We start from the raw sequence: 26,607 nt of genomic DNA on the forward strand, positions 1-26,607 counted from the left end.
AGCTTGATGTATCAAATAAGAAGTCATAAGATAAGAGGGAGATGTAAAACGTAGTAAGGATGAACAGGAGGGCATGATATGCAGCAAACAGAAGCCATTAGACATTTGCATACCGTGCGGGACGAGCTTCTCGCGCACCCGGTGTATGGACAGATGACTACACCGGATCGAGTTCGGATTATGATGAAGCATCATGTATTTGCGGTATGGGATTTCATGAGTCTGCTAAAGCGGCTACAGCAGGGCGTCACATCTGTCACGGTGCCATGGATGCCGTATACGAACCCGGAATATACGCGGTTTGTGAATGAAATTGTGCTCGGGGAAGAATCGGATGAGGATGGACAAGGGGGCTATATCAGTCATTTTGAACTGTACTTGCAGGCGATGGAAGAGGCAGGAGCAGATCAAGGTCCAATCCAGGCTTTTCTGGCGGAGCTTACAGCCGGAAAATCGTATGAAGAGGCACTGCGCCATCCGGCTGTTCCAAAGACAGCACGCGAGTTTGTCGAGTTCAGTCTGCGCGTGGCGCTGACTGGGGAGCTGCATGAAGTGGCAGCTGTATTCTTTTATGGACGAGAAGGACTGATTCCGGATATGTTCCGCCTGCTTATTGCCTCACTGGAGAAAGAAGGCGCTTCGTCTGGATGGCTGGATTATTACTTGCGTCGCCACGTTGAGCTTGATGAAGGAGAGCACGGTCCGCTTGCTGAGCGTCTGCTTGCGAGTCTGTGTGGAGATGATCCGAAAAAGCTGGAGGAAGCACACACAATTGCTCGGACGGCCTTGCAGATGCGTGGGCAGCTGTGGGATGGCGTAGTAGAGGAAATCGAAAACCAGGGCTTGTAAAGAAAAGAAAGCCGTTCCGACATGGAGGGAACGGCTTTTGTTATACAATTATTTGGAGAAGTACAGACTTTGTACTTTCTCGACTACATCTGCAAGTGTGTTGGGAACTTGCACGATGGAATAGCCCATGAGGTAAGGGGAGCCCGGCGCTCGTAAAATAATTTTGGCAATGAGTCTGTCCTCGAATTGATAGAAAAAAATATTGAAGCTTTTATACTTAGTATTCATGACATTGAGGATAAAATGAACAGCAATCTGGACATAGTTCGAAAACTCATCTAGTTTTGTCCGGTCTGTCAATACGACATTAAACTCCGTAAATCCAGCGCGTGGAAAGGTAGAAAGATTCAGTTCTACGCCCGGCTGCTGATCCACGATGAGTCCCATAAACTGCCTGGCTTCTACGCGCTCCCGGTAATCGACATCGGTAAGCCCTACAAATTGCATATGCGGATGGTAAATCGAGCCCCCAGAATGAATCCCATGATTTTTGAAAAAAATGACGGAACGGAATTTCCCGCTGGCTTCAAGTGCTTCCCAGTTTGCGAGAGCGAAGCGGAATAGCCGATATAAATAGTCTGGTGCGTACATAGATAAATCGCCGTGATTGCAAGCTTCTGTCTCAATCAGAACCATCTGATAGGCGCGGTCAAGTGTTTGGAACTTGTTTTCCACAATCAAAAACGGGTCCTCTTTTGCTAGGATAACGCCTTCCTTATAAAGTGTATCCCGGTCACAAAATGGACAGGCCGTCTCACTGTTGTGCAAAGTAGACGGCTTTTGGCGGGCCACATTTGTAATAAATGTCATATATGTATTCATTATACGCATCCTCTTTTTCACTGCTTTCTCTAATTATACAATATACGCACGTGTCCGACAAAACGAAAACGTTTTTGTGGTACAATAGATGAGCTGAACCATAAAGAGGAAACAAAGGGAGAACGAGATGGAATTCAGTGTACAGTATGTATCATTTTTTGTTGTGCGTGGTGAAGGAGAGTCACCAGACCGTTCGTATAAACACTTTCAGACGCTTGACGCGGAAGCGTATACGGACAGCCCGCTAGCTGCGTTCCTTGATGGGGAATTTGTCCGCATCGCCAAACGGAAAGTCGAGCGCCATCCGAAAAGTGATCAAGTACCAACAAAGCTTGGATTCTTCATTGTGGAGCCGGGACATGATCTAACAAGTAATCCGAATTATAATTTATTTGCAAGGCTTCGGAGTGCGCATACAGCGGAACAGTTCCGCTCCTATAGTGATGAACTTGTGCAGATGTATATGAATACGAGTGCTGTACGTGGCGGGGCGCTTATTGTGGCACGTGCCGGACTGCCAAAATATTTTGATGACCCGTTTGTATTTGTACTCAAATGTGATTTTGAGCCGAAGGTAGCTTCGATCACGGATGAACGCAGCCTGATCCGCAATGTAGAGATGGCGATTACGGCGAAAAACATGAAGTCGATTCAGTATCCGCATATGCCGGAGCCGGGGATGATAGAAGAAAGTGAGATAAAAATCCACCAGTCATCACATGCGCGCTATTTTGAAGATTTTCTTAAGTTTGTCGCGTATGAACAGTCATTGCCGGAAGTGATGAATACGCAGATGATGGGACTTGTGCAGCAGTACATCGAGACGGTGTATGATGAGGAGAGTGAGGAGCGACAGCGCGAGGAAGAAGAAATGGAGATCTGGGCGGCCAGTGAGAAGCGGGAGCTACAGGAGAAGTGGGCACCGGAACAAGTGGTTGAAGCTGCCTCGTACCTGGTAGAGCAGAAGCCGGATCTGGAACTGCGGCTGAAGCTTGATCACATGCTGGTGAAAGCGATGCTATCGGACTTTGGTGATTCCGTACATATCGCACGTTTCGGCGGACGGTATGTGGTTGTGCTTGAAGGCGATGCATTTGAATTTGAGAAGGGCGTGTCACCGATTGAACTGTTGCGTCCGGATGAATTAGAAGACGTGCTTGCGCGTATTCGGGAAAAACAGCCTGAAGCTGCCGAGGAGGAATTATCAGCCGACCCGGAAGACGATGACGCGCCGCCGTTTTAGACAAGCAGGCAAAAAATAAAATATAGATGATTAAATTGGGAGGAAGGCGCATTTTGATGCGCTGTATAACGACATAAATGAGACAAGTAGGCATTACGGGAGTGGGTTGTTTTGTGCCATCCCAAATTGTAACGAATCATGATTTAGAGAAAAAGCTTGACACGTCACATGAGTGGATTTTTACTCGGACCGGGATTGAAGAGCGGCGCATAGCGCCTGAAGGAATGACTACAGCTTATATGGCAGTCGAAGCCGCACGCAAGGCGCTTGACTCAGCCGGTCTTGTGCCTCATGATATTGATCTTATTCTGGTGGCGACATCAACGCCAGATCAGGTATTTCCATCTGTGGCCTGTGCGGTACAGCAAGAGCTGGGCTGCCGCCCTGTAGGCGCAATGGATATTAGTGCGGCCTGTTCGGGTTTTTTGTATGGGTTGGTAACTGCTAAGCAGTTTATTGAGACAGGTGCCTGCAAACATGTACTGGTGATTGGAGCGGAAATATTCTCTCGCATCGTTGACTGGGAAGATCGGGGGACGGCCGTATTGTTTGGAGACGGGGCAGGCGCGGTTGTGCTGAGTCCGGTATCGGAAGGACGCGGGATTTTGTCGTATGAGCTTGGATCGAACGGGGCTGGCGGCCCGTATTTGTATGTGGATGGAACGGTTGCAATGAACGGTCGGGAAGTGTTCAAGTTTGCCGTGCGCCAAATTAATGAATCGGTGCGCAATGTTATGGAGCGTGCTGGTCTTGAGGTTGCCGATATTGATCGTATTGTACCTCATCAGGCGAATGTGCGCATTTTGGAGAAGGCGGGGGATTTACTTGGAATTCCACGCGAGAAAATGTCGGTTAGTGTGAACAAGTATGGTAATACGTCAGCGGCGTCTGTGCCACTTTCTTTGCTCCAGGAACTTGAAGCTGGTCAGGTACACGATGGGGATACCCTTGTATTTGTTGGATTTGGCGGTGGCCTTACCTGGGGAGCGCTTGTTGTCAAATGGGGGAAATAATAGAATAAATGACAGGGATAAACCCGCTTTTCGGCAGTGTATGCGTGAAAAAGCGGGTTTTTGTTCAAGACTTGCGGATTTTTTTGCGATACAGTCTATTTCGTGGTAACAAAACCAGCCCATCTGCTTACGATAGCTAATAAGCGTTCATGCAGGCAAGGAGTTGGAAGGTATGGAGCATTTCAGTATCGGGGACTGGGTTACTTTTCCTTATAATGATAAAGGTAAGCTATCGTGTGCATAACTGATAAGCGAAAGGAAGAGGGATGCACTCTTTCCTTCGCCTATCAGGAGGGAATACAAGTGTTTATTTTGGCGAAGAAATTTGAGGTAAAAGTCTTTGGAAACATTGAAGTTATGAATACGATTGTGGATGCGTTTAAGAAGCGCATTCGAGGTATGTTACCTGCCTCCGTTATGAAAGTGGTGGACTTTCTTGCCTCCCACTCCTGCAAGGTTCGAGGCGTATCCTGGGCCACGTATGAGTACATGAATGATATAACAGGACTCAGCATATCTACACTTAAGCGTGCGGTAAAAATGTTGGCCAAGCTCGGATTTATTCAAGTGATCCGCACCTGGGTAGGTGGCTGCCAATCGGCTAACATTATCCAGATCCAGCCTCGTATGGATTGGAAAGCTATAGAAACAGAATTAATGAGGCGTGTTCGTTTTGAATACGCTGATGAGAAACAGTCAGAAATAGAGAAAGAGTCGGAAGAAATCGGCGAAAATTTTTTGCAACCAAATGACACGCAGTCTGAAACGAAAGAGGACATGCAGTCTGACACTCTATACAAACAAAAAAAAGAGGGAGTAAAAGCGGCAGAACCCATTGATGAAGCGGACTTCTGGGGCGTGCCGGATTACATCCCTACAACAGATATAAATAAAAACAATTCAAACTTAGTATATCATAAAATTAAAGGTTTCCATCCATCATTCAACTGGTTAGATCAGGAAGAGTGATTAGGGGAGCTATAGTCTGCTGTTCAGGATAAAATTCGAACTAATTGAAGAAAGAGCCAAAAGTGATTGGTGGCTCTTTTATTTGGGTTGCTCATTTTTAGATATGATCTAATTCCATCCGTTTCGTTTAAAGAATTGCATAAATCCACTTGATATGATTTTGAACATATCGCCGATTATACGGATGTTGAATATACCGAGTGGATTTGTATATGTTTGTTGTTGAACTTATTGACATCGTTTTAACCTAAAATGGATTAGATTATGTATTAAAAAGAACCAGTAGGTAGGAGAACGATTCTGTTTTATGTATTTAAATGAGCATTGATTTTAAAAAACATAATATTGTTAGTCATGTCTAGTATATAAGTCTAAATGTAAGGATTTTGTTTTCAGTAAAAGGGTTTTTAAGTCTTATGTAGAACTTTATTCTTGGTACTTTTGTATAAGGGGCTGCATTGGATGAATAAAAGATTTTATTTTGAAACCATTGTTAATAAAAAGGATGAAGCGAAATTAAAGCGATATATTAGGTTTATTATAGTGTTAGTCGCAATATGGGCTATAGCCTTCGTTATAGGTGTTATTTGTTTCATAAAGGGAATCACAGAAAAAGATACTTCAAGTATTTTGCAGATAATGGGTTTTGTTTTAATGTTTGCTCCTGCTATCTTATTGATTATATTTAGTGAGTTTTTAGATCCTTTTAAAAAGTATCCTGTAAACAATCGAATATTTATTTTATTGTTTTTGATTATTGAGAGGTTTGAAAATTTACAAACACATACTTATTTTAGAAGGTTTAACTTATTGGAAACAAGGGTTATGCTTAATAAATTAACACATCAATTTTTTGTTGTTGAGGAGAATATGGATAATGCGTTTATTTTTAGTACAATTCTAAACGATGAACGTAACCTTTTAAAAAGGGTCAGAAAAATAATTGCAGAAAAGAGTTATCTATACGAACAATCAGAGAAGTTTCCCCAAATAGATGAAATGCTTAACATGCTAACTGACTTGTACGGATATATACTTTCAAAAAAGTTATTTCTGAATAGTAATTCACAGCTTTCTGACATAGTCGAAAAGATTGATATTAGAAATACACAAACATACATATCTCTGCAAAAAATAGTGGATCAGATTGAGGAACAGGATGGATTTCAGATATCTGATAAGAAGTATGATTGGACAGAGTTGTTTAAAAATAAGTTTTTTCAGTCATGCATATTGTTTATCAGCTGTGTGTTTATATATTTTGTAATGAACGTTGATAAAAATGTAGATGCAGCGTTACAAAAAATACTTACCATTGCAGGGGTAGCACTTTCAATTTTGTCTGTGGGTCTTTCTAAAAAAAATTAGACTACAGAAGGCCCGCTACTGTGTTAGTAGGACCTTTTAGCTGTTGTTATTTGTCTGTATCCAGGGTACTCATTTAAACCACTTTGGAGAAGGTGAATAATGCGGAGGATGTATTATTGGTAGATGGAAGCAGATAATACCAAAGGAAAGAATTCATCTGAATGGATGAGTTACATCGGCAGTAGCAAAAAGAGCCAGCTATCTCCTGCTGGCTCTTTGTTTTATTGAAAAAGTAATACTATTTAGCTGCTTCTGATGCCCAGTCAAATGATTTTTTTAGTGCATGTAAAACAAGTCTTTTTCCTTGAATCGTATTCAGCCATTCCCCGGCTTTTTTAAAAGAGGTTTTGCGTCTAATAACTCTCATACGAAGTAACTCTTGTGCATCAACCTGGACTATAACGGGGGATGATGAGTATTGGTCCAAACGTACTTCTAATTCTATCTGATCGTTTATTAATCCTAGCACATAAACGTTTCGAATATGCCACTCGTTTAAACGGTTAGAACTTTTTTGAATAGCTTCACGTACTGAGTTGATAATACGTTCTATTTCTCTGGCTAAAAGTTCATATTCACCAATGCGAGTACGGAAAATAAGTAGCTCGTAGAAGTATGGGGTGGGTAGCTCATAGTACATGTCATGTTCTGGATCAAACATAAAGTGGTACAGAAAGTGTTCTCCTGCTAATATACCACGACAGTCGTTCTTAGCATCGAAAAAGCTGTACTTCCCAAAGTCAAAGATGTGCCTAAATAGAGTAAATGCAAGCTCTTTTTGCTCATAACTGGTACGTGCTTTACATTTATGTGCGAATTCGGTGGCGTCTGTTAAGATGAATTCCATTCTAGTGCTCCTTGTGTCTGGGATCTTGTAGTCTTGTCAAGATATATCGGTATTTTTTGAGTTTACTTTACTGACGGTATTCTACCAAAGATAAATTAGATTATAAGAACGAAAAATGGTTAGTAGGTTTTTTGCTAAGTAAAAATTTATAGTTTTTGGAAAATGACTACTCACTCGGAAGAGTTGGGTGTTTAAGGAGAAATACTCCAATGATTTGAGTGATTTCCTTACACCTCTGCCGTTTTTTTATATAAAATTGTTATAATAGTAGGAGTTTTTTAGTAATCAATTGGGCGAAAGGGTAGAGCACATGAAACCAGTAAACTTATTGTCTTTAGTCAGCGCAAAAAATGACCTATTACCTTCAGTCTTTGGATTATATTTAAATAATTTTGACATTAAAATAAAAGAAGATGAATTAAGAGATATAGAATCACTAATAAAGGAGATTCAAACTCATTCAGAAAGACTGGGCATTCTTGATGAGTTCTACATAGGTTATACCATTAATCAGATAGGTAAGGAGTTTGATCTACTGAGATTTGGTGAAAACAGCATAATTAATATTGAACTTAAAAGAACGAGCACTGAAGAAAAAATAAGAAAGCAGCTAAAAAAAAATAAATACTATCTTAACTTTTTAGAAAAGGAAGTATTAAGCTTCACTTACGTTGTGGAAGATAGGCAGTTATTTTACCTGAATGACAGTGAGACACTAGAAAAAACTAAGTTTCCGTTTCTAATTTCTAAACTAAATGATCAAGTATTACAATATATTGAGGATATAAACAGGTTGTTTGATCCTTCTAACTATTTAGTTTCTCCTTTTAATTCAACGGATGCTTTTGTGTCAGGACAGTATTTTTTAACCGATCATCAAGAAACTGTTAAAAATGATATATTAAACTTAAGTACGGAAACGGGCCCTTGTTTTATTTCAATTGAGGGACACGCAGGAACTGGTAAGACTCTTTTAACGTACGATATTGCAAAACAATATATAAGTATTCCAAAGAGTGTTCTTATTTTTCACTGTGGTAATCTTAATAATGGTCACTACAAACTTAGTGAAAAGTATCCATGGGAAATATCCCCGATTAAAGATTACAAATTATATGATTTGAGTAAATATGACCTTATAATTATAGATGAAGCTCAGAGAATATATAAAAATCAGTTAGAAATCATTTTAAATAGCATAAAGAATACGAACGCTAAATGTATTTTCTCTTATGATTCTCAACAATGTCTTTCTGCTGATGAGATAAAGAGGAATATTCCACAATATATTATAGAAAATGTTTCTCCTAAAATTTTTAGATTAACTGAGAAAATTAGAACCAACAAAGAAATCGCGTCATTTATTAAAAATTTGTTTGATCTATCTAAAAAAAATCAAAACCAAAAATATTCTAATATTAATATTAGATATTTTTCTTGTGCTCGTGATGCTAAACAATATATAGATGTGGTTGAAGATCGGGATTGGAAAGTCATAAACTACACCCCACCTTTATATAATGATAATCCATATAAAGAATTCCAGTATGGTTGGAACGATAACGCACATAATGTTATTGGACAAGAGTACGATAATGTCATTGCAGTACTAGACCATCATTTTTATTACAACGAAGATAGAAAATTATCCACTAAAGGTTGGTATGGAGCCCATTATAATCCAACAAAAATGCTTTTCCAGATAGTAACAAGAGCTAGGAAAAAGCTCGGTATTGTTATTATCAATAATGAAGCCGTACTTAAACAGTGCCTAAATATATTAGGATTAAAGTAGTTTGGAAGCCAAGTATGGGCCCCTGAATTTTATAAGGGGCCTTTTAACTTCTGATAAATAACTAAGTGGCAACTTTTCCAGTGTGTTTAAAATAGTTCTATACTGGACCGCCGGCAGCACCTTGAAATGCACCGGCCGGCAGCTCCCATTTATCCATTATCAAATCTTCTTTCCGAAAGCTTCTGTTCAAAGCGAGTTGAACCCACTTACTCAATCGAGCATCTTTTGGTAGGCGCTTGAGCGAGCCCATATTTGCCTTTTGCTCCAGTGTCAATCGGTTCGTATCAATAGTGTGATTTAGTTCTTTTTCGACTTCTACCAGCCGATAAAATCGTTCCGGCGCTATTTCTCTCATCATGGTCCAGAGATCAGCAGTCGAAAAGATACATCCCATGCAGCTGGTCCTATTCCAGCCGCAGAGATATGCAGGATGGGGGAGGAGTCGCCAGCGCTCATAAATATCCCAGATTTCTCGTTCGTTCCAATCAATCACAGGGCGCCAAGCATGAACGATTCGTGTTCTGGAATTGCAAGCGTGTATTTCTGTTTCGGCATACTTTGCACGGTTCGATGATTCTTCCCGGCGCTCACCTGTGATGACCAGTATCTTTTTCGGCTGCTCCATCGTGCCCTGGAAGCGTGGATGATTGTTCAATACCCTACGGAATACATCAATTTTGACATAAGGAGAGCACCACCTAACACGAAGGTCCGGGCTCATGGCAGGCCAGCGTAGGCGAGTTGTTTTCTTTCCGTTCCGTGTTGGTAAATGCACGACTTTTCCGTTTTCACAGTAGTACACATCTCCTGTCAGCGAGTCTTTTCTCATGAGCTCCCCGTATATGCCGCGCTCTCGCCACTGGAAAGAGGTACGGATGCCGAGCAATTCACCAAACGCCTGAACATACGCTTCCGTCACAGGCCAGTCGAGGAATTCTACGGCATCGTTATGCCCACCATCCACTGACTGATGCCAGAGTTCGATCTTTTCCGGTGGTACACCTTCGTCCAGCTTCTTCAACGTGCAGGCCACGCTATCTTTACCGCCAGACAGTGAAATGATAATGTGGTCATATTCATTTAGAGGGAGGAGGTCGATAGAAGGGCGTTCAGTTACTTTGGTTTCAATAGAAATTTCCGTGTGATCAAACATATCAATTTGCTCGAATCTACTCACAATGTCATCTCCTGGCGAGTACATTTGAATTTAGCTAAATATCAAAAATGTTCATCTGCTTCTCTTTAAAATTCATCAGCAGCAATTCTTCGGCATGGCAGTTGTCTCCGTTGACAACCTGCTTATAACTTTCGAATGTTTCTCTTCGCCAATCAGGGTAGATCTCGAGTAAGAGTGGATCATCGTAATATGAAACAATTGCTTTTCCCTTGATGTTTTGTAGAGGACCTGCTAGTTCTCGATGATCTTGCTCCGTAAATCCCCCGGCATAAAATTTTTCCCGTCCAATATACGGAGGGTCCACATAAAATAGCGTTTGCGGACTATCGTATTTTTCAATGATCTTGCGGAAATCATCGTGCTCAATCATTACGCCTTTCATCCGATTGGCAAAGGCCTTGATTAGCGAGCAAGCACTTTGATAGCCCATCGCTGGGTTTTGATTGGATGATGTACTATGTCTCCATCCAGTTTTGCAGGATCCAGGGCCATTGCCTTTTGCAATGCCCGAACGATTCAAATAGAAAAAGCGTACAGCTCGTTCAAACTCATCTTCTGGCATTTCTTCTGATTTCCACTTTCCGTATAGCTGTCGACTATACGGAAGACTTTCACATGCCTTCGACAATTTTTCAGGTAGATCTCGAGCGACAAGGAGGAAATTGACTAAATCTCCATCTATGTCGTTATAGACTTCATGGCTAATTTGAGATTTTTGAGTAATCACATGTGCAGCCCCACCAAACGGTTCAACATACGTTTTGTGAGCTGGCATCCGACTGATAATCTTTTTAGCCACTTTCCCTTTTCCTCCAAACCATATCAATGGTGAGCGTGTTTTCAATTTCTCCGCCTCACTTTTTCCAATATGTCCAAACCACACGTACTTATATCATCCCGGCCACCTGCCGCTTATCCAGCATGTACTCAGATACACTTTTCTTGCTCATCACAATGTCATACACGTGCTCATCGACTGTATCCTCACACATGAAGTCCCAGACCGTTACGGGTTTCTCCTGCCCGATACGGTATATTCTGCTGTAACTTTGTTCGTAATCAGCGTATGTCCAAGGATGGTCGAGGAAGATACAGTGTGTGCCAGCTTGCATGTTTAGTCCTTCGCGTCCAGCGCCAGACAGTACGGCGACTTTGCAAGCTGGGTCTGTGTTGAATCGATTTACTTCGCGCTGGCGTTCCGATGCCATTAGTAATTCGGCATCTTCACCTGTCTTTTTCGCTTTGCGCTGCGCTTGCGCTTCTGTTAGTCCCTGTGCGTCTACATCTCCATGAATAACAGCAGGGGAGTAGGCTGCCAGTTTCTCGGCTACCAAGTCAACAATCGAGCGGAACTTTGAGAAGATGATCGCTTTCTCGCCGCGCTGGGTAATCTCTTTGACCAACCCTATCAATTTGTCTACTTTCACTGAGTTGGATGGAGAAGTTGGATCGCTAAGTAGGTCAAGACTGGCTGTTACCTGCTGCAAGCGCATGAGTACGGTGAGTGGATTAGACGGCATCTCAAATGCCGGATTCTCCAACTCGGCCATAATCTCACCTTTGATGATGCTATACATGCGCTGCTGTTCTGCTGTCATTTTCAGCTTCACTTGTTTGAAAGTGATCAGTGGCAGGTCAAGCTTGTCGCGTTTTAAGCGGCGCAGCATACAGCGGTTAATCATGTCTTTGAGTTCAGCCACACGTTTTACACCGATAACTTGTTTGTTCTGGAAGCCGCCGAGAATGCCGTAGCGCCGCCGGAACTGGTACGGATTGTCGTCGGTTAGGCCGCCCCATTTCAGGAAGTTGTACAGCTCCAGTGGATGATTCTTGAACGGCGTAGCGGTCAGCACATACTTGCGCCGGAACGGAATCGCGTGGATAGCCTTGCCGATCTGCGAGTCTGGATTCAATGCTACATGCGCTTCATCCAGCGCACAGAAGTCGAGTACGCGGTGTTTGTTCAGTTTCTTCAAATGCTCAAGGTCACGGCGATATGTGTCGTAGGACATAATAAGAATCTGATTGTCGTCCGTAGCAAACTCTTTGATGATCTGGTGGCGTGCATCAGCGTTCCCGGCCATGACTACGGCTTTTAAGTGTGAAAACTTCTTGATCTCGGTTAGCCAGTTGTAGAGCAGGGAGGACTTGGCGACGATCAAGCCCTTGCGTATATCTCCTGTTTTGGTCAGTGCTTCGACGGCTGAGATAAGCGAAAATGACTTTCCAAGGCCCATATCATCCGCCAGAATCAAAAAGTGATTTTGTACTAGTGCGTTTACTCCTTGCACTTGATACGAACGGTAGGGCGCAGCGGTGAATCCGGTGTAGGATATAATCTTGTCACCGTCATACTTGATACTGTAACCCAGCATACTTGGCTGAGTAGACAGTGTTTCTTCCGGTATACCGCCGCCGATCATGTCGGAAGGGGAGTGCTCGGCGTTGTTCCAGATTACGATGAAATCATTTGTACTGTGGTCAAACTGTGCTTTCATCTCCCAGGGAATAGCCCATGCCTGAGCATCACGTACATAAAGAGAATGTGGTACTCGCTTAACTGCTTGCACGTATTCATCGCAGTAGGGGAAGGTGGCTTTGATCCACCACCTTTTGTCTACCCCTAAGACTTTTTCACATGTGATCATGTCATGTCATCTCCTGATTTACTATCTACAAAATGGGCTGTTTTGTAAAAATTCACATCGAAAACTTCAGTTGACCAACAGTCTCTTTATACCTTTCGAACGTCATTACATTCCCAGCCCCTGTACAGTGCTCCGGCAAGTTAGCTCGAACAAGATGCTCCGCAAATGGTGGTGGTACCGAGTTTCCGCAGCGTTTCACTTGTTCAGCTTTTGGATACGAGTTACCATTGTGATCCTTGCCGATGATATAGTTGCTTGGAAACCCCTGTGCTGCAAATAACTCACGTGGTTGCAGCATCCTCATTCCAATATCAACGATCTGATAGTCTTGGCCGTGAATAGTAACAAGTCCAAATCTGTCTTTTGTTGGTACGGTATGCAGTGGCTCTCGTACATCTTGCCCGATGCCAGCACCGTAGTATTTCACCAGAAACGCTCTAACTTCTCCAACATGCTGCCCGCCGGCTGTAATTGTCGGCATAGGAACAGTTACTGGCTGGCCGTCTTTGCAAGTACCACGAAACTTAACCAAATGACTTGTGACAAGTGCGAATCGGTTGGCTGTACGATCGTGTGTAATGGTTCGTCTGGTTCATGACCGCGTACTTCTGTTGGTGATGTTTCGCCATAGTATTTTGATAGAAAAGCTGTTACCAGGGCGTTATGATCAACCGTCGTTACTGTTGATAATGGCTCGTTGCAATCAGTTCCGGGTCCGGTATATCCTCCACCGTAATGCTTTGCTATGAACGGTTGTATTAATAAGTGCTCAGCTTTAGTGGTAATCGTAGTTAACGGTTGATTGATTTCGTATTGCAGACGATCTCCACCGAACCCTGTCTGCCCGATCCGCACGATGAATGGTTGCGGATTTTCTAATACAAATCGTTTAATTCCTCGGGCGATGCGCCGTAATGTATTCTCAGCCAACTGTTTTTTCCGTTCAAATATGCTAGGGCATGGTAATGTCCAATCAATAATTTCCGATGCTGTTCTCCACGGCATCAAATTTCCTTTCTTAACATCATCGCTATCTGGATCACCGTGCGTAGGCTTCGGCCAAACAATCGGCTTCCCATCACACCGTGCAATTAGGAAAAATCGTTTGCGTATTGTAGGAGCTCCATAATCGCATGCTCTGAGTTCCCTATAGTCCACTTCATATCCACGTTTCTTTAACGCATTTACAAATTCGTCGAAGGTTTCACCTTTTCTATCAGGGTCTGGCTTTCCGTTTTTCAACAGAGGCCCCCATGTCTTGAATTCCTCTACATTCTCCAACATAATGACCCTTGGCTTAACCGCATTTGCCCATTTGACAGCAACCCATGCTAATCCCCTGATGTTTTTCTCGACCGGCTTGCCCCCTTTTGCTTTTGAGAAATGTTTGCAATCTGGGCTAAACCATGCCAGTGCTACTGATCGGCCTTTGACTGCTTCTTTAGGGTTCACAGTCCATACTGATTCGCAGTAGTGTTCTGTGTCTGGGTGATTTGCCTGATGCATCGCAATAGCATCCTCATCATGATTGATGGCAATATCAACACTACGACCTGTTGCCATCTCAATACCGGTACTCGCACCGCCACCACCGGCGAAATTATCGACTATGATCTCCTGCATTCAACTTCTCCTTTCCTCGCAATATCACCGTTTGACGTAATAATAGGCTATTCACTATCGTTAATATGTCGTAACCACTTGACATTCGGCATGTAGTAATCGACAAGTTGACTTTTACCACCACGCGGAACAGCTACAATAGCACGATTGGTTTTCTGGGCTACATCCTGACCCTTTAACTGATTGCCACTGATACCTTTTGGAAGTATCTGTTTTGCTGATTCACCAGGAGGAAGGTATGTCAAGAATATGCCGATAGGTTGCTCTTTCTTGACTGGAAATGTGTTACCGATACCGTTGCTCCATGTTACTTTGTCGCCTGGTTGGAAATCTTCCCAGCCTACATAATCTACTTCAATTCTGATTTCATCATCGTAGAACATTGGATTCTTCATGCAATTTCTCCTTTCTGTATTTTTCGCTATACATACTCTATACGGATCACTCACCCTTTTTTTCAGCTGATTTTATCTTTTTTACAACTCGACCGACTGCACTTTTGGAGTAACCGGTTTCCGCCGCGATCTTTCGCACGGTGTACCCTTTCCTATGCAGCTGCTCAATCTGCTGAAACTTTTCATCTTGCCATCCGAGGGCTTCTTTCAACTCTGGAACGGTGCAGCCAGATTTCCGTGCCTGATAGTACAGCCGGTTATAGACCGGAAAAGAGTGTTTCTGGGGAATAGGGGGGAGGGATGTGTCATCTACTAGCAAATATCTCTCATCCCGTAATTCCGGGGCCAGCTCAATAAAGTAATCTACTGCGTATCGATATAAGCGATAGTCTTTTCTCCTGACTACACTTAGAAATACAATGCCGCCGTTATGATGCTTTGCTAATCGCTTGGCGACTGGAGTCATACATTTCTCACATCCCTCGCGCTGTATTATCTGCCGCTGTAACGCAAATGAAGGGCTTCGAATACCATTTCTTTATTGTCGCTATCCAGATAATCCATGTCACCTAGATTGACTTTGTTATGATCGTTGAAGCAGTTTAGTGCAAGATTTAACATGAACTTTTCTGCTGGAGACCAGGCGCGTGCAGCTCGTTTGAGTTTAGCGATTTCGATCTGCTCACCTTTGAAGTCTACAAGGTGGATATATTGACTAAGCAGCTCATGCTGGGTAAAGAGGTAAATGATTGGGCGCCAGTACTGGCTGCGGTATAAATGATCGGGGATAGTCTGGCAAACGATTGGTTCAGTAGTTTTCATTTTATCATCTCCTGATCTACTTTCATCTACTTACAGTATATTTAATGGGCAAGGCACATATACAGACAATTATTTCTCCAGACGACTACGCATTTCTTTGAGCATACGGCGAATGTCGCGGCCCTTACCAGCATAGACGAACATTATACGGTGCATGGTATCATCCCCTGTTCAGTAGTGAAATCATGAATTGGAACGAAACTATCACGGTTAATGAAAGTAAAGTTGTATATGAAATCTGCCCATCCTTCGAAAATCCGCATGTACATCGTTTTTCCATCGCGGTGAATACACTCCAGTAGTACCCAGTCGTATTGATCTGATTTGTATAGACGAACCGGAACGCCGATGCCTGTTTTCTGCCAGTGGGCCAGACGTGTAGAAATGTACTTGTTTTGCTCGGATGTGAGTTCTGGGTGAGAGAATACTGTATGCTCAACATGGTTCTGATACTCCCGAATTAGCGTGTATTTCTCAAGCTCGAATTTTTCAGCGGCTCCGCTTCGTTTCTGATTGCCAGCTATATCCCACATGAAACAAAATGGATATGGTGTTTCGAGTGATGTATTTACACATTCCAGGATGATATGGCCGTCTTTGTCTTGGAACAGACGTAGCGGCTTGACGTTCGGTTTGCTCAAGCGTGCATCCAGTGCGACCTGTTGTGCATCGGTGAGTTGGGGCTCGGCAGGTTGTGAATCTGTACTGGGATCTCCTGTGCTTGACTCGCCGGAAAGAGACTGTGCGAACCCTAGGCGCTCCGGCGTTTGTTTGGCGATCCATGCCTTTTTAGGCTGGAACCAGCGGAATCCATGTGCTTTGAGCTGGGCGAGAACTTCCGGTGCTGGCTTGGATCCGAAACTAACTTCGATACCGTTCTTTTCTTCGTTGAGTGTGATAGTGACAGACTCGGATGGTTCACTGATTTGTGCGACTTCTTCAGTGATCATGGTAGTTTCTGCACTTGTCTGGGATTGCTTGCGCTCGGCTTTTTTCGCTTGCCATTTTGCCAGACGCTCGGCATACAATTCATCAGCAATGCGATTGTACTCTTCGCGGTAGCGGCGGAAGTATGAGTGATCTTGCTCGTACTGCTCAATTAGTTCCTGGTCCATACGCTCCATGATGGCCGCACGTACTTCATCCGTTTCACTGGCTTGGGCTGTGATGAACATGTTACCGCCGCTCAAAATTTCTCCAGTTGCATCGCAGTAGCGAACTTTCGCGAAAGAGTCTGTGATTGTGGAAACAGTGGCAGTAGACGGCAGACCATCCCAAGATACGCGAATAGATGCACCCAGGGAATAGCGCTCGGATCGGACAGAGAACTTTGTAGCTGGGAATTCCTTTTTCAGAACAGTGCGGATTTGCTTTGCGATTTCTACAACATCAGCCATACATATCATCTCCTTGTAAATTGTCCCAGTTATATTTAGGGTAGAATAGCCAGATTGAAACACTGGTGGGAAAATGCCTACATCTAATGCCGTTAATAGCGAGTGACACAATAAAGAGAGTACGGATAGGGGTAACAGGATACGGCGATGGATGAGAGAGGAGGGAGGCATGGTGAGAAAAGGGTGAAGGGGTGTCTGCTCCCGCCAGCATACTCGGATATAACTTTTCCATGCGTTGCACCATGCATATCGCGTACATTAGTGCCTGTATATGCGTATATCATCCGTGTTTTTCACCTCGAAATGCCACTCGTTCACATATCCGAATACACCACTTGCGCCAGAATATCCGAACAATACCATTTGCAGTAGGTAGAACAGGAGAGGGGAGTATAAACTCCCGCGCCCTGGTTAGTTCATGTGACCTTTACTTTTCAAACTGTAATGCCTTCCATCTCCTATGATAATGTGGTCAAGCAGTTCGATGCCCAGAACCTTTCCAGCTTCTTGTAACCGGCGCGTCACGTCTAAATCTTCACGGCTCGGTCCTGGATCGCCGCTTGGATGGTTGTGAAACACTACGACAGATGTAGCGTTATTGAGCAATGCCCGTTGGAATACTTCGCGCGGATGTACTACGCTACTGTTTACCGAGCCGGAGAAAATCAGGTGTGCGCCGATGATCTCATTCTTGGTGTTGAGTGAGAACATGCCAAAGTGTTCATTCGGCTTGCTGGATAGGCTGAAAATCTCCTCGATTGCGCGATAGGCTGCGTCTGGACTGGTGACTTTCTTGCTCTCAATGTCATACAGCGCGGCTTTATCCCGGATTAATTCTACAGAAAATACGTTGATTCGTTTCATACATATCATCTCCTGGGTAAAATTCGGGGTTCATCCCCTGTTCTGCCTACTGCTACCTACCATAATGCGTATTATGGTAGATGTAATGGGGTGGAAGCGCATCGACGCTCGGAATTATAGGCGTTTATCCAGGCGATGCAGTAAAAACAAAGTGATAAGCAGCAGTACATTTGCCGATGCTAAAAGCCAAACCATGAAAATCACCTTCTTTCTTGCATTTTGGTGGTCACATCGCATAAACTACTGGTAAGGAGAGAAGGCGGGGAAGTTGAGCGACTTACGCCCGCCTTCCCTTTCTTTATTCTTGCTGTGAATCCGATGTGTCCGCATCGGATTTTTCTTTTTTCTCCCTGCTTGCTTCGATGTTGAACTCTATGTTGTTCCATTTGAAGCTAATCTTGATGCTTTTGTATGCGATGCAGAGAGCAAGAAAGAGTGCAGTAACCGCAAGAATCGTGACTAAATCTGGTTGCATTTGCCTTCACCTCCCTTCTCAGTAGAGTCCTCTTTACCCGTGGAGGGGAGCGAGGAAGGAAGGGGATGTTCATGCGTCTACCTCCTTTGTCGATGCGCTTCCGGTATTCGGTTTTCAAGGTGCGGCGTGTGTCTGTCGTGGTGTTGACTCAACTATGCATGCGTGGAAAAAAGTTGGGTAGAAAAGTTTTTGTGTGCCGGTGGATGATAGGGAGCTGTCTGGTGATAGAGTGAATAGCCCCCCCAGTGCTTGGGATGACGCGGGTCTGCGCTTCGCGCCGGGGGTGTCTCCGAGCACATATATAAATTTTTTTGTCAACTCTGTTGCGCGTCTTGTAAAACTCAAAATTTGCATGAAAAAATGGGCTATTCTTAAAAGTGAGCCTGAATTTTTTATATGGTAAATTTTTGTTCCAAGTTGTTGCGGTGTGCTATGATATGAGTAGATGGTAAGTAGATACTTGTATCTATCTACCGTCGCGATTTTGAAGATGAGGAGATGATGACGATGGAGATGAATGAGCAGTATGTAACGGGTAGTCAACATGTAGCAACGCTCAAAACGTATGTATCGTACGAACAGGCGAAAGAGCACATGGAGTTGCTGCTGAAGCTTAAGTCTAACGGAATGAAAGTAGAGCAGGAGATTTCGGCACTTGTAAAGTGGATGAGTGAAATGTTAGGTATCGAACCGGAAGATACGAGTTTTGCGGTGGCTAAACTAAAAGCATTCAGACCATCGATTATGGTGAGGATGTTCATGAGTCAAGCGAATATAAGTGAATACACTAAAGGGAAACCTTCTTATGGCTATAATGCCGATACGATTGGAGCACACAGTCAATCTGATGTACAGGTATACGTTCCTGTAAGTGAAATTGTAAAGTTTGACAATGTTGCAGGAAAGCTTGTAGGGTACAAGATACGGGGAGATGAAGTATGTGAATGAGCGCTTGGAAGCTAAAATAGAAAATGCTCGAAAACTCCAAGATGAATTGAAGAGCACGGGAATTACTGCTGAGTTAGACGAGAAAACTGGTGAGTTGAAAATTAATGGTGCTGAATTTACAAAGGGAGATGATATGTATGGTTAATGAGAAGTCTTGGCAGGAGTTTAGAGACAGCGGTTTATTTTGGTTGATGAATAGTTTCCTGCATGTATTCGGATGGGCGATTGTTGTGGATGTTGATGATAATGGCATCGCTAAATCTGCTTATCCAGCCAGAGTGAAATTTAGAGGATTCACCGAGAAGATCAATACGGAGGGATATCAAAAGGTATCTGCGTACATGCTTGAGAATGCAGAAGAATTGTTAAAAGAATCCAAGGAGTAGCAGCTTTATCAAAGGAAATCATGAGTGATGAAACATACATTTACACTTTGCGCAGAGAATAGCTGTTGCTTGGTGGTGGAAGTAGAGTAGGAGATTTCGGCACTGGCAAAGCTGATGAACGAGATGATACGTCTGTTAAGCTTGGATCGTTACCTACTGGGTGCACGATTCTTCCAGAATTTCAATATCATGCAAATAGAATCTGACATTAGTTAATGAGAAAGGAGATGATTTGCTTATGAAACGTACCTTTACACTTTGCACAGAGAACAGTTGCTGTCCTGTAGTGGAGGTAGAACAAGAAATGTATACGGTGAAAGATGATTTTGGCGGAGTGCTTACGGCAGGTCGAGGATGGCTTCTGGATTGTGTTGTCGTTGCACTTGTAATGAATCATGATGACGTAGTTACAATTGGCACAGACGGGACCGGGAAAGTTAAACTACTGCGTGGCGAACTCGAAATGCTGGAGAAGGATTTACGTGGGAATTGAACTGCTGTATGCGCTAGCGTTACGTTTCTTCCTGATTGAATTCAAGTCAATCAAGCGGCTGCGTGATTGGTTTCGCAATTTACACCCGTTATGTGGGCAATGGACGAGCTGCCCATTTTGTAACGGATTTTGGTGCGGGCTGTTCATCTACTGGTTATTTCACGGAGTCAACCTGCAGATTCTGTTCTTCGCGCTGGCTGCTGGATTTGCTTCGTTTCTGGTGAAGATTGGGCAAGAGTATATGCTGTATCGAATGAACGGTGGCGAATAGCTGCCGTTTTCTTTTGTATAAAACCGTAAAATACCGTCGAATATAGCGAGTAGATAGTTGATTTTTGACGAAACAATCAAGTGGAAAAACAACGTTGATGTGATAAAATCTAGATATAAACTGAATAATCGTGATTGGGAGTGAATTGCATGGTCCGTAGTTCTTCGGAATGGAGAAGCAGATTAGTTGAAGAAGCGTTGGAAGCTATGAACAACGGAGAGCGTGGAGAGATTAAGCAGGTATTAGAGCACATTGCTGATACGCATAAAAAGACGTTTAATACTGTTAAAACTGTGTTTTACAAGGAGATACGCCCGAACATCTTTGAGAAAGACGGTGTATTCATCTATCAAAATGACGATGAGCAAGTAGATGGAGATATTATTACGTATGTGGAGTCGCCGAGTGAGGTAAAAGTTGGCGATCATGTTCGTGTGACTGTGACTGATATTATGCATTATGGTGTATTTGCGCAGCTAGGTACTCTGAAATGTTTGTTGCACATTTCAAATGTGAGTACAGGATTTATCAAAGAAGATGATCTACCGAAGTTATTTAAGATTGGTGATGTATTCGATGCGTATGTGCATAAAGTAGAAGAAGGCCACATCGCAATTTCGACAAAAGGTATAGACTTGTCGAAGAAAGATAAAAAAACGGAAAAAGTTGTTACAAAGGTAACTGCTTTGCGTGTTGTGAAAGAAGAAAAGCAAATTGAACATACGGATGATAAGTATGTAGCGGATATTGTTAAGTATTTGAACGAATACTTTGGTCCGGTTTCTCCTTCAGCGAAGGAAAAGTTACAGGAAATGTACAAAGAACACGGTCCCGTTACCTTGAGCATGGCAATATCGGAAGTGAAGAATGCATTCAAGGTTGACCCGGTGCTGCTATTTTTAGGAGAAGTTGATAAAAAAGTGAGTGGCTGTCTTTGACCAGGCTTACTACGCTTCTAATCATGCGGCAGAGGAGTATATAAGACGCTTTGATAATGACATTCCGACTCCAGAAACGATAAAAAAGACAAAGCGTATGTTACCTAATATCGTAGCAAGTGGAGATATTATCATTGAGTTCAGAGAATATCGTTATGTGCGAAATGTAAAGGCGTTTTTCCCGTGTGTTCAAGTAGAAGGTGGAAAGTATTTGATTCGTACGACGATGCGGTGGAGTGATGTGGAGCCGCGCTTACAGGAGATTGTGGATTTGTATAGCAGGGAGAGCGAGGGGTAGTCGTATGACTGCCCCTTTTGCCTATTCTAACTGCAAAGGTGGTGGATGGGATGGAGACTCCTGAAAATGAGAAGCAAATCGTTCCACGTGGTAGCATCGGTAAGATTGAATTATGGGAGCTTGAAAAAGATGTGATTGAGCTGCGTAAGATCGGGCTTTCCTATCAGCAGATTGTAGATGAGTTATTCCAGAGAGGTAAGGTTCCAGAAGGAGAAAAGCTGGATAAATACGTGATTAAGCGTTTTTTGGACAAAGTGCCGGAATTGAAAACAATTGTGCGTGGTAGTAAGAAGCGCATTGTGCAGGCGGTGTCGGCTGAACTGGATATTATCTACGAAGTGAGCTTGTTTGCGGCCAAGTGCAGGAACTTGCTTGAACTGTTGGAAGAGGAAGCGTTGGAGCACTCCACGTTGCCGAATCCTGGTCACTTCAAGGCGCTGTCGAGTGAGATGCGTGAATGGCTCAAGATGATGAAGGAGATTCAGAAGGAGATAGCTGACTATAACAACGTTCGTACATTCATGAAAATTGTGCTGGAGACGGTCAAAAAGGAAGCGCCGAAGGCATTGCCATCTATTTTGAGGCAGATGCAAGACATGAAGACTGCATCATGGTTTGATGGAATGGGAGAAGATACGGAAGGGGAGGTGTAGTGTGAAAGAGCATGGATTTACACTGGAGAAGCAAGTAGAACAGACATTGAAAAAGGAAGATTTCTTCAAGGGATATAAGCGGCCTGAGTATTTCAAAACTGGTGGAAGATGCGATTGTAAAAACTGCTCATGTAAAAAAGGTAAGCAGTCATGAGTAACTTTTATTTAAACAAACTTCTCGGTGATTTCGCTGAGATGGCCGAAAGTTATGAGGAAAAAGAGGGGATCTGGCGTGAAGAACCGCTAGATTTATTCGAATTTTGTAAGCAGCAGTTAGATATTACACCGTTTGAAGGTAAACAAACGGAAATTTTCCGTAAAATCAACAACGTTGTCATGTGGAAAATCACACAGGACGAGCAGTATGCGGATACAGCAGAGCAAGATTTAACTGAGATTTTACTCCTGCTCGGCAAGGGTTCTGGGAAAGATTATATACTAAGTGCGGTATTCTGTTGGATTTCGTATCTGTTAAATTGCTTGAACGATCCACAGAAAACACTAGGAATAGCTGAGGGGGAAGCGGTTGATCTTGTCAACGTTGCGAATAACACGCATCAAGCGAATGAGGTGTTTTTCTTCAAATTCAAGCAGCGCCTTGCGAAGTGCGCGTTTTTCAAGCGTGTAGATCGGGAACCGCGTGCGTTTAATGAGTATCAGCCAATGCGGTCTATGATTCGCTTCTTCAACAACATCAAAGCACATTCCACTCATGCGGATGCGGAAACACTAGAAGGCGCGAATCCTTTCGTTGTGGTATTCGATGAAATATCTGGTATACCATATGAACAGGCTGACAAAGTATATGATACGTTCAGTTCATCAGCGGCCACACGCTACAATGACCGTATGCTCCTTCTGTTTATCTCATTCCCGCGTCATCAGGGGGACTTCTTGTATGTCAAGTTCACTAAGTGGGAGCAGGAAGGTACGCCGCATATTTGGGGCATCAAGGGGAAGTCATGGGAAGTTAACCCGAAAATATCACGGGATAGTTTGCAGAAGTTTTACGACAAGAATCCAGAAGATGCTAAGATGCGTTATGAATGTATTGCACCGGAAGCGGAAGCAGGATTCTTCGAGTTCCCAGAGAAAATTGACTATGTAGTTGTGCCGGGGAAGGCTGCACAGTGTCCGGGTGTGGTGATTCAGCAAAAGGTTACGACTCGGATGCTGAAAAACGAAACAGAGGTTCACTTTGTCGGGTTGGAGATTTTTAACCTGCAATTGAATCCTGAGTACACCTATTATCTCGGCGGCGATGGCGGTGTGGTAACAGATAGCTATGTATTGTGCTTGATGCATGGAGAACCTACTGTGAAAGAAGAGACGATAGATGTCGAAGTAGTGACACGCATCGTGAATAAGCCGGTAGAGGATTTGTTACTTGAGTGGCGTCCGAACAAGAAAGAGCGCTTGCCGGTTGATTTGATGAACGTAGCGGAGATTATTGAGTTGATATGTAGTCAAGTGTATGTGAAGAAGGCGCTATTCGATAAGTTTAACTCCGCAGATATTACACAACGGTTGATTTCTCTTGGAGTTGATGCGGAGGACAAAAACTTCTCCAACCAGTTTCAAGTCGAAGCCTATAAAAACTTACGGGGCCTTATCTACACGCAGAATATTGAGTTGTTGGATCACCAGATTACAGATGGTAGTGAGCGTCTGAACGCGAATGAGGAATTGAAAAGGTTGAAGTTGATTAATGACTCGAAGATCGATCACGACAGGCAATACGCAAAGGATTTTTCCGATGCACGGATAGCCGCGACTTGGATTTGTACGAACGATACGCCGGAATCAGAAAGTCATGCGGCTGATATTGGGTTGTTTGGAGCTGTGCGCGGTTCACGTATGTAGAAATAACCCGGTATAGAACCGGGTTATTGGTCTTTTATAGCGTTTTTATCCATGAATTCATTGACATCTTTACTTTGGAATACCCGGAAGTGTTCACTTTTTACATTGTATTCTCTTTCTGTAATAAGCCATACATGACCGAAATGGTTGCGTTTCTCGGTCCACTTGTCACTAAGAAAATAGGATTCGTATCGCTTGATTTTGTCCGTAATCATTTTTTCTGAATAGATGCTACGCTGAATCTCAATAAACCACGGAGCACCTTTCCAATGCATATAAATATCCGGCTCAGGTTCACCTTTTTGGAATTTTGGTTCAACAATGAATTCTTTTGGATAGCCGTACATTAAGATTTGCTTGTAGAAATCTACGATGAGCAGGTAATGGTTCGTCTTTTGTCCTCCGATTTTGGTGGATGCCGGATTTGGATAGTACACATACGGCTGTGTGGTTGTATCCGCTTGAATGTATCCGTCTCGACGCAGACGTTTTAATACCAAATTGCAATTGCTGGTTTTACTTTTGTTCGTAGAGAAAAACAGGTCTGCAATCTGATCGCGTGTCATACATCTAAACATAGACAGGGTGTCGATGATGCGCTTATCTCGTTGTCGCACATTTGTCACTCCAAGTCGAATATTTTATTTTCCTCTATTTGCTCCGGTTCGGGCCGGGGCTTTTTTTGTTGGTATGGACGTAGCATTACCTTTGCCATTTTGTCAGCTAAGAACGGGGCCTGGATTTCCTGAAGGCCACGTTTATATTTTACAAAAGCATAGCCGTCTTCGATTTCTCTATCTGGCTTCATTCGCATGTTTAGGGCGATACCGTAGTTAATATCGTCTGGCTGGCGGAAGCAGATGCGGACGGTAAGACATTGCTTCAGTTTTCCATCTAATACAGTGCTGTCTGGGCGCTGCATACTTAGCAGGAGAAAGACTCCATTCGAGCGACCGACAATTGCGATGTTTTCGATTTTCTCCATGATCGCTTTGTTATCACGGAGCAATGCTACTTCATCAACACAGACAACGATGTAAGGCACTTGCTCTGGCAGATCGTCAATGTGAACTTTGCCGTGCTGACGCAAAAGCTGACCGCGTCTTTTGATTTCTTTCTCTATTTTAATCAGTAGTTTGAGTAGTTTTCCTTCATCGTTTTCATAAAGAGATGCCTGCACATGCTCAATGTTTTCAAACAGGTGAAACTCACTTCCTTTTAAGTCGCAAAGATACAAGTGAAGTTTTTCAGGGGAAAGGTGTTTTATCCAGGTAGTAATAATCTGCCGGATTTCGGTTGATTTCCCGCTGCCAGTTTCGCCGCAGATAAGAAGGTGTGGATTGTCAATCATATCAACGATTAGCCAGTATCCTTCTTGGTCTTTACCGATGACGATAGGTAGTTTCATGTCGGATAAGTGGGGGAGAATTTCGTCGAAGTCGTAGGCGAACGTTTGAATTCCTTTATAATAGGCTTTTACTGTAAAGTGTTTTCCGGTATGCTCAATGAACACATGCTGACCAAATTCTTGTTTAAATAGCCATTCTGCTTTGTATACATCGTCTGGATTTATGCCGAAGACGATGTTAAATACGATGGTAATACCTTTGTTGTCGTATTGAATCGCGCGGATTTGAGGATATATTTTCCGTCCGTTTTCTCTTTCTCTGTAGATTTCTCCTTCATCAAAAATTCGTTTCAAGCTGCGTCTTGCTTTTGTATTAGGCATTGACTGATACGTATAGTTGGCTACGCCGAGTGAGGTGCATATGCCTGCCAACTTTAAGGCTTGCGTTTTAAGCGCTGTGATTTCGTAAGGGCTAAGCGAATGGATAGGGAGAGGGATTCCAAACAGAGCCATAGTTTTCGCTGTCATGAAAGCACCGAAGCCGATAGCTAGTGTACCTTGCAACGGAGTCATCTTTTGCATTTATTTACCAGCTCCTCATATCTTATGAACCGATGAAAAAACTCTTCCTATTCATTTAGACATACCGCATCTTCTTCGTAAAAAATCCGTCCATTTTCTTCTAGACAATCCAGTATCTTTACATACTCCGATAACGGAAGTCCTGTCTTTCTCCAAAGCAGATTAGGGTCCTCATTTTGTTCGTCTATACCTGTTGTTTCGATGGCATTTAAAACAAGTTGCTTAACGTAGGCAGTGGACTTTTTCCCATTCTCTACTAGCCGCTGAATGCAGTACGTCACAATCCCTTCAACTCCGTCCCGGCCATACCCCCATCCAACGACATAAACAGCGCTCTCCATGCCATAACGCCCATATTTTGAGGCGTAGTACACACGATCAAGCAGAAATTCTTGCGTCAATAATTTGATTGCTGTCAGCATGTTTTGTGATTGTCTTGTTGCTAACAGATGTTCACCATCTTCATCCATAGTGCAGATGTGATATTCTCTCATGCGAATTCTCCTTTACGTTTTATACC

General features: G+C 43.2%; 31 protein-coding genes and 1 pseudogene. 16 read left to right on the forward strand and 16 right to left on the reverse strand.

The window, feature by feature from the left end:
- Window positions 1-78 precede the first annotated feature (78 nt).
- Window positions 79-849 (forward strand): DUF3050 domain-containing protein, encoded by a 771-nt coding sequence (locus CB4_RS11290; protein WP_096465896.1) that lies wholly within the window; start codon window positions 79-81, stop codon window positions 847-849.
- A gap of 48 nt (window positions 850-897) precedes the next feature.
- Here the strand turns inward: CB4_RS11290 and CB4_RS11295 are convergent, their stop codons facing one another.
- Window positions 898-1,671, reverse strand: coding sequence for a DUF4931 domain-containing protein (locus CB4_RS11295; protein ID WP_157737940.1), 774 nt, complete (start codon window positions 1,669-1,671; stop codon window positions 898-900).
- Between the two features lie 127 nt (window positions 1,672-1,798).
- On the opposite strand from CB4_RS11295, the gene CB4_RS11300 reads away from it, so the two are divergent.
- The 4 genes from CB4_RS11300 to CB4_RS11315 all read left to right on the forward strand — a co-directional run bounded on the left by CB4_RS11300 (window position 1,799) and on the right by CB4_RS11315 (window position 6,264).
- A complete protein-coding gene (locus tag CB4_RS11300) occupies window positions 1,799-2,914 on the forward strand; it encodes a DUF3900 domain-containing protein (protein WP_096465898.1) in 1,116 nt (371 codons plus the stop codon).
- Window positions 2,915-2,991: 77 nt separating this feature from the next.
- The gene (locus tag CB4_RS11305) at window positions 2,992-3,927 is read left to right on the forward strand and encodes a beta-ketoacyl-ACP synthase III (RefSeq protein WP_096465899.1); all 936 of its coding nucleotides are present in this window, start codon (window positions 2,992-2,994) and stop codon (window positions 3,925-3,927) included.
- A gap of 303 nt (window positions 3,928-4,230) precedes the next feature.
- Complete coding sequence (locus tag CB4_RS11310) at window positions 4,231-4,896, forward strand: helix-turn-helix domain-containing protein (RefSeq protein WP_096465900.1); 666 nt, start codon at window positions 4,231-4,233, stop codon at window positions 4,894-4,896.
- A 462-nt stretch (window positions 4,897-5,358) separates the two neighbouring features.
- Window positions 5,359-6,264 (forward strand): hypothetical protein, encoded by a 906-nt coding sequence (locus CB4_RS11315; protein WP_096465901.1) that lies wholly within the window; start codon window positions 5,359-5,361, stop codon window positions 6,262-6,264.
- Between the two features lie 238 nt (window positions 6,265-6,502).
- On the opposite strand, the gene CB4_RS11320 is transcribed toward CB4_RS11315, so the two are convergent.
- A complete protein-coding gene (locus tag CB4_RS11320) occupies window positions 6,503-7,111 on the reverse strand; it encodes a hypothetical protein (protein WP_096465902.1) in 609 nt (202 codons plus the stop codon).
- Between the two features lie 310 nt (window positions 7,112-7,421).
- Here CB4_RS11320 and CB4_RS11325 point away from each other — a divergent pair, with 310 nt between their 5' ends.
- A complete protein-coding gene (locus CB4_RS11325) occupies window positions 7,422-8,906 on the forward strand; it encodes a DNA/RNA helicase domain-containing protein (protein WP_096467721.1) in 1,485 nt (494 codons plus the stop codon).
- Between the two features lie 97 nt (window positions 8,907-9,003).
- Here CB4_RS11325 and CB4_RS11330 read toward each other — a convergent pair whose 3' ends face one another.
- The 11 genes and pseudogenes from CB4_RS11330 to CB4_RS20990 all read right to left on the reverse strand — a co-directional run bounded on the left by CB4_RS11330 (window position 9,004) and on the right by CB4_RS20990 (window position 18,307).
- On the reverse strand, window positions 9,004-10,083 hold the full coding sequence (locus CB4_RS11330) for a phosphoadenosine phosphosulfate reductase domain-containing protein (protein WP_231955975.1): 1,080 nt from the start codon (window positions 10,081-10,083) through the stop codon (window positions 9,004-9,006).
- 34 nt (window positions 10,084-10,117) lie between these two features.
- The gene (locus CB4_RS11335) at window positions 10,118-10,882 is read right to left on the reverse strand and encodes a DNA adenine methylase (protein WP_231955976.1); all 765 of its coding nucleotides are present in this window, start codon (window positions 10,880-10,882) and stop codon (window positions 10,118-10,120) included.
- 88 nt (window positions 10,883-10,970) lie between these two features.
- Window positions 10,971-12,731 carry a DEAD/DEAH box helicase gene (locus CB4_RS11340; protein ID WP_096465903.1) on the reverse strand — a complete coding sequence of 587 codons (1,761 nt, stop codon included), beginning with the start codon at window positions 12,729-12,731 and terminating at the stop codon, window positions 10,971-10,973.
- 52 nt (window positions 12,732-12,783) lie between these two features.
- Window positions 12,784-13,290: pseudogene (locus CB4_RS22005) on the reverse strand (DNA cytosine methyltransferase); the annotation flags it as partial.
- Window positions 13,221-14,354 (reverse strand): DNA cytosine methyltransferase, encoded by a 1,134-nt coding sequence (locus CB4_RS11345; protein ID WP_110546191.1) that lies wholly within the window; start codon window positions 14,352-14,354, stop codon window positions 13,221-13,223. The pseudogene CB4_RS22005 and the gene CB4_RS11345, both read right to left, overlap by 70 nt.
- A gap of 47 nt (window positions 14,355-14,401) precedes the next feature.
- Entirely contained in the window at window positions 14,402-14,749 is a 348-nt protein-coding gene (locus CB4_RS11350) for a hypothetical protein (RefSeq protein WP_096465904.1), read from the reverse strand.
- Between the two features lie 46 nt (window positions 14,750-14,795).
- On the reverse strand, window positions 14,796-15,215 hold the full coding sequence (locus tag CB4_RS11355) for a helix-turn-helix domain-containing protein (RefSeq protein WP_096465905.1): 420 nt from the start codon (window positions 15,213-15,215) through the stop codon (window positions 14,796-14,798).
- Window positions 15,216-15,241: 26 nt separating this feature from the next.
- Window positions 15,242-15,571 (reverse strand): hypothetical protein, encoded by a 330-nt coding sequence (locus tag CB4_RS11360; RefSeq protein ID WP_096465906.1) that lies wholly within the window; start codon window positions 15,569-15,571, stop codon window positions 15,242-15,244.
- Between the two features lie 143 nt (window positions 15,572-15,714).
- Window positions 15,715-16,968, reverse strand: a complete 1,254-nt coding sequence (locus CB4_RS11365; RefSeq protein ID WP_096465907.1) for an LPD29 domain-containing protein — start codon at window positions 16,966-16,968, stop codon at window positions 15,715-15,717.
- Window positions 16,969-17,379: 411 nt separating this feature from the next.
- A complete protein-coding gene (locus CB4_RS11370; protein WP_231955977.1) occupies window positions 17,380-17,832 on the reverse strand; it encodes a JAB domain-containing protein in 453 nt (150 codons plus the stop codon).
- A gap of 298 nt (window positions 17,833-18,130) precedes the next feature.
- On the reverse strand, window positions 18,131-18,307 hold the full coding sequence (locus CB4_RS20990) for a hypothetical protein (protein WP_157737941.1): 177 nt from the start codon (window positions 18,305-18,307) through the stop codon (window positions 18,131-18,133).
- Between the two features lie 507 nt (window positions 18,308-18,814).
- Here CB4_RS20990 and CB4_RS11375 point away from each other — a divergent pair.
- From CB4_RS11375 to CB4_RS11410, 10 genes are all read left to right on the forward strand, one after another.
- The gene (locus tag CB4_RS11375) at window positions 18,815-19,255 is read left to right on the forward strand and encodes a hypothetical protein (protein ID WP_096465909.1); all 441 of its coding nucleotides are present in this window, start codon (window positions 18,815-18,817) and stop codon (window positions 19,253-19,255) included.
- Window positions 19,248-19,400: a hypothetical protein gene (locus CB4_RS20995; RefSeq protein WP_157737942.1), complete on the forward strand. Its 153-nt coding sequence runs from the start codon at window positions 19,248-19,250 to the stop codon at window positions 19,398-19,400. Before CB4_RS11375 ends, CB4_RS20995 begins: the two co-directional genes overlap by 8 nt.
- Window positions 19,393-19,641, forward strand: coding sequence for a hypothetical protein (locus CB4_RS11380; protein WP_096465910.1), 249 nt, complete (start codon window positions 19,393-19,395; stop codon window positions 19,639-19,641). Before CB4_RS20995 ends, CB4_RS11380 begins: the two co-directional genes overlap by 8 nt.
- Window positions 19,642-19,879: 238 nt before the next feature.
- Window positions 19,880-20,134 carry a hypothetical protein gene (locus tag CB4_RS11385; RefSeq protein WP_096465911.1) on the forward strand — a complete coding sequence of 85 codons (255 nt, stop codon included), beginning with the start codon at window positions 19,880-19,882 and terminating at the stop codon, window positions 20,132-20,134.
- Window positions 20,124-20,405, forward strand: a complete 282-nt coding sequence (locus tag CB4_RS11390) for a hypothetical protein (protein ID WP_096465912.1) — start codon at window positions 20,124-20,126, stop codon at window positions 20,403-20,405. The genes CB4_RS11385 and CB4_RS11390 overlap by 11 nt, the downstream gene beginning before the upstream one ends.
- A gap of 149 nt (window positions 20,406-20,554) precedes the next feature.
- Window positions 20,555-21,343 carry a S1 RNA-binding domain-containing protein gene (locus tag CB4_RS11395; protein ID WP_096465913.1) on the forward strand — a complete coding sequence of 263 codons (789 nt, stop codon included), beginning with the start codon at window positions 20,555-20,557 and terminating at the stop codon, window positions 21,341-21,343.
- On the forward strand, window positions 21,330-21,641 hold the full coding sequence (locus tag CB4_RS11400; protein ID WP_096465914.1) for a hypothetical protein: 312 nt from the start codon (window positions 21,330-21,332) through the stop codon (window positions 21,639-21,641). The genes CB4_RS11395 and CB4_RS11400 overlap by 14 nt, the downstream gene beginning before the upstream one ends.
- A 50-nt stretch (window positions 21,642-21,691) precedes the next feature.
- Window positions 21,692-22,294, forward strand: a complete 603-nt coding sequence (locus tag CB4_RS11405) for a hypothetical protein (RefSeq protein WP_096465915.1) — start codon at window positions 21,692-21,694, stop codon at window positions 22,292-22,294.
- A gap of 1 nt (window position 22,295) precedes the next feature.
- Entirely contained in the window at window positions 22,296-22,448 is a 153-nt protein-coding gene (locus tag CB4_RS21000) for a hypothetical protein (protein ID WP_157737943.1), read from the forward strand.
- The gene (locus CB4_RS11410; protein ID WP_096465916.1) at window positions 22,445-24,157 is read left to right on the forward strand and encodes a hypothetical protein; all 1,713 of its coding nucleotides are present in this window, start codon (window positions 22,445-22,447) and stop codon (window positions 24,155-24,157) included. Before CB4_RS21000 ends, CB4_RS11410 begins: the two co-directional genes overlap by 4 nt.
- 23 nt (window positions 24,158-24,180) lie before the next feature.
- Here CB4_RS11410 and CB4_RS11415 read toward each other — a convergent pair whose 3' ends face one another.
- Genes CB4_RS11415 through CB4_RS11425 form a run of 3 tightly spaced genes read right to left on the reverse strand, consistent with a single transcriptional unit; the run spans window position 24,181 to window position 26,581 of the window.
- A complete protein-coding gene (locus CB4_RS11415) occupies window positions 24,181-24,723 on the reverse strand; it encodes a replication-relaxation family protein (RefSeq protein WP_231955978.1) in 543 nt (180 codons plus the stop codon).
- Between the two features lie 56 nt (window positions 24,724-24,779).
- Window positions 24,780-26,087, reverse strand: a complete 1,308-nt coding sequence (locus tag CB4_RS11420) for an FtsK/SpoIIIE domain-containing protein (protein ID WP_096465918.1) — start codon at window positions 26,085-26,087, stop codon at window positions 24,780-24,782.
- A gap of 47 nt (window positions 26,088-26,134) precedes the next feature.
- On the reverse strand, window positions 26,135-26,581 hold the full coding sequence (locus tag CB4_RS11425; protein ID WP_096465919.1) for a hypothetical protein: 447 nt from the start codon (window positions 26,579-26,581) through the stop codon (window positions 26,135-26,137).
- Between the last annotated feature and the right edge of the window lie 26 nt (window positions 26,582-26,607).

It is taken from the genome of Aneurinibacillus soli, from assembly GCF_002355375.1.
GTDB classification, from domain to species: Bacteria; Bacillota; Bacilli; order Aneurinibacillales; family Aneurinibacillaceae; genus Aneurinibacillus; species Aneurinibacillus soli.

Bases quoted from the DNA above. Each gene is read 5' to 3' on its own strand.
- CB4_RS11290 (WP_096465896.1), top strand. From the start codon at position 79: ATGCAGCAAACAGAAGCCATTAGACATTTGCATACCGTGCGGGACGAG.
- CB4_RS11295 (WP_157737940.1), bottom strand. From the start codon at position 1,671: ATGAATACATATATGACATTTATTACAAATGTGGCCCGCCAAAAGCCG.
- CB4_RS11300 (WP_096465898.1), top strand. From the start codon at position 1,799: ATGGAATTCAGTGTACAGTATGTATCATTTTTTGTTGTGCGTGGTGAA.
- CB4_RS11305 (WP_096465899.1), top strand. From the start codon at position 2,992: ATGAGACAAGTAGGCATTACGGGAGTGGGTTGTTTTGTGCCATCCCAA.
- CB4_RS11315 (WP_096465901.1), top strand. From the start codon at position 5,359: ATGAATAAAAGATTTTATTTTGAAACCATTGTTAATAAAAAGGATGAA.
- CB4_RS11320 (WP_096465902.1), bottom strand. From the start codon at position 7,111: ATGGAATTCATCTTAACAGACGCCACCGAATTCGCACATAAATGTAAA.
- CB4_RS11325 (WP_096467721.1), top strand. From the start codon at position 7,422: ATGAAACCAGTAAACTTATTGTCTTTAGTCAGCGCAAAAAATGACCTA.
- CB4_RS11340 (WP_096465903.1), bottom strand. From the start codon at position 12,731: ATGATCACATGTGAAAAAGTCTTAGGGGTAGACAAAAGGTGGTGGATC.
- CB4_RS11345 (WP_110546191.1), bottom strand. From the start codon at position 14,354: ATGCAGGAGATCATAGTCGATAATTTCGCCGGTGGTGGCGGTGCGAGT.
- CB4_RS11350 (WP_096465904.1), bottom strand. From the start codon at position 14,749: ATGAAGAATCCAATGTTCTACGATGATGAAATCAGAATTGAAGTAGAT.
- CB4_RS11355 (WP_096465905.1), bottom strand. From the start codon at position 15,215: ATGACTCCAGTCGCCAAGCGATTAGCAAAGCATCATAACGGCGGCATT.
- CB4_RS11360 (WP_096465906.1), bottom strand. From the start codon at position 15,571: ATGAAAACTACTGAACCAATCGTTTGCCAGACTATCCCCGATCATTTA.
- CB4_RS11365 (WP_096465907.1), bottom strand. From the start codon at position 16,968: ATGGCTGATGTTGTAGAAATCGCAAAGCAAATCCGCACTGTTCTGAAA.
- CB4_RS11370 (WP_231955977.1), bottom strand. From the start codon at position 17,832: ATGAAACGAATCAACGTATTTTCTGTAGAATTAATCCGGGATAAAGCC.
- CB4_RS20990 (WP_157737941.1), bottom strand. From the start codon at position 18,307: ATGCAACCAGATTTAGTCACGATTCTTGCGGTTACTGCACTCTTTCTT.
- CB4_RS11375 (WP_096465909.1), top strand. From the start codon at position 18,815: ATGGAGATGAATGAGCAGTATGTAACGGGTAGTCAACATGTAGCAACG.
- CB4_RS11380 (WP_096465910.1), top strand. From the start codon at position 19,393: ATGGTTAATGAGAAGTCTTGGCAGGAGTTTAGAGACAGCGGTTTATTT.
- CB4_RS11385 (WP_096465911.1), top strand. From the start codon at position 19,880: ATGAAACGTACCTTTACACTTTGCACAGAGAACAGTTGCTGTCCTGTA.
- CB4_RS11395 (WP_096465913.1), top strand. From the start codon at position 20,555: ATGGTCCGTAGTTCTTCGGAATGGAGAAGCAGATTAGTTGAAGAAGCG.
- CB4_RS11405 (WP_096465915.1), top strand. From the start codon at position 21,692: ATGGAGACTCCTGAAAATGAGAAGCAAATCGTTCCACGTGGTAGCATC.
- CB4_RS11410 (WP_096465916.1), top strand. From the start codon at position 22,445: ATGAGTAACTTTTATTTAAACAAACTTCTCGGTGATTTCGCTGAGATG.
- CB4_RS11415 (WP_231955978.1), bottom strand. From the start codon at position 24,723: ATGACACGCGATCAGATTGCAGACCTGTTTTTCTCTACGAACAAAAGT.
- CB4_RS11420 (WP_096465918.1), bottom strand. From the start codon at position 26,087: ATGCAAAAGATGACTCCGTTGCAAGGTACACTAGCTATCGGCTTCGGT.
- CB4_RS11425 (WP_096465919.1), bottom strand. From the start codon at position 26,581: ATGAGAGAATATCACATCTGCACTATGGATGAAGATGGTGAACATCTG.